At 42.9% G+C, this 1,130-nt stretch carries 2 protein-coding genes; both read right to left on the bottom strand.

Features of this window, described 5'->3' with window-relative positions:
* Nucleotides 1-845 (bottom strand): transposase (locus A7985_RS25360; RefSeq protein WP_065793155.1); only part of this gene is annotated, 845 nt, incomplete at its 3' end.
* A 46-nt stretch (nucleotides 846-891) separates the two neighbouring features.
* Nucleotides 892-1,130: hypothetical protein (locus tag A7985_RS26685; RefSeq protein WP_176716812.1), on the bottom strand; the 239-nt coding region annotated here is incomplete at its 5' end.

Raw genomic sequence — 1,130 nt, 5'->3', positions numbered from 1 at the left:
AGCTTTAACCAATTCTCTGGTTGGATATTGAGTCTTGCTAAGATGGGCTGAGCGTCTGTGATGAACCCACGTTTATCCTCACGTATGCATCGACCAGTTAAATCAACAAGCTCTACATAATATTTGAATTCAAATGGCAGCCCTTTTGGCATGTGTTTTCTTGGGTTACCTGCAAAACGCAGAAGTGACTTAGGTTGTTTACCCACTTTGGCTGTTTCAATACGTTTTTTAATGCTGGTGTGCTCTGATTCTTCTGGCGTCTCTGCCATTTTGGCTCTTACTGGATTCAAATCCACATACGCTAAACACGCTGCCAGCGCGGCTTCATCTAACAAAGCCTGTGATTTAAAACGCCCTTCCCAGAATCGGCCTGTGCAGCCATCTTCTCTATTGGCTTTGCGCGCGATATCTTCATTGAGCGTGCGCATAAACCAGCTTATATCAGCTAGTCGCGCTCGGTACTTGTCTATCAGCTCTAATAATAAACAACGCTCTGAGTTAGTCAGTGACTCGCCATTGATAAACTTATGCGTCAGCCAAGTCCCTTTAAACTGCTTATGCCAGCGTATAATAATGGCTTTATCCGTCAGGCGTTTTGCTTTTTTATCATCAACATATAAAACAATGTGCGTATGGTTACTCATCACTGCATACGCACACACATCAATACAGAACACCTTAGCAAGTTGTAGCAACTTCTCTTCAACCCACCCTCTTCGATGCTCATAAGACTTACCCGTTACTTTATCTTCTCCGCATAAAAACGCGCGCCTGACGCATCGTGATATGCAGTGATAGTACTTAGTATCCACCAAGCTAACTTGCCGACTTCGTGCTGTTGCCATGATTTTAACGCCTAACTTTTAACCGTTATTTAAAGATAGGCGACACTCAGTTTTTTGCTAAATTTAAGATGGGTGTCTTCTTAAAATTGCAAGTGTGATTGACCAACAACTCATCTTGACCTAGACCATCACATGTATGTTGCTTAATAAACGTGTAGTCGCTTTTGGTTTTTAAGTTGCCATTGTCATCGTAGCTAAATAGCACCCTGTCATTGATGGTCGTTATTCGGTTGAGGTCATCATACTGATAGTGGCGTGTCTGCATCGACGCTTGTGAGCGACTCA

The organism is Pseudoalteromonas luteoviolacea, assembly GCF_001696455.1.
Taxonomy (GTDB): domain Bacteria; phylum Pseudomonadota; class Gammaproteobacteria; order Enterobacterales; family Alteromonadaceae; genus Pseudoalteromonas; species Pseudoalteromonas luteoviolacea_C.
This window is presented reverse-complemented; position numbering and strand designations above follow the sequence as displayed.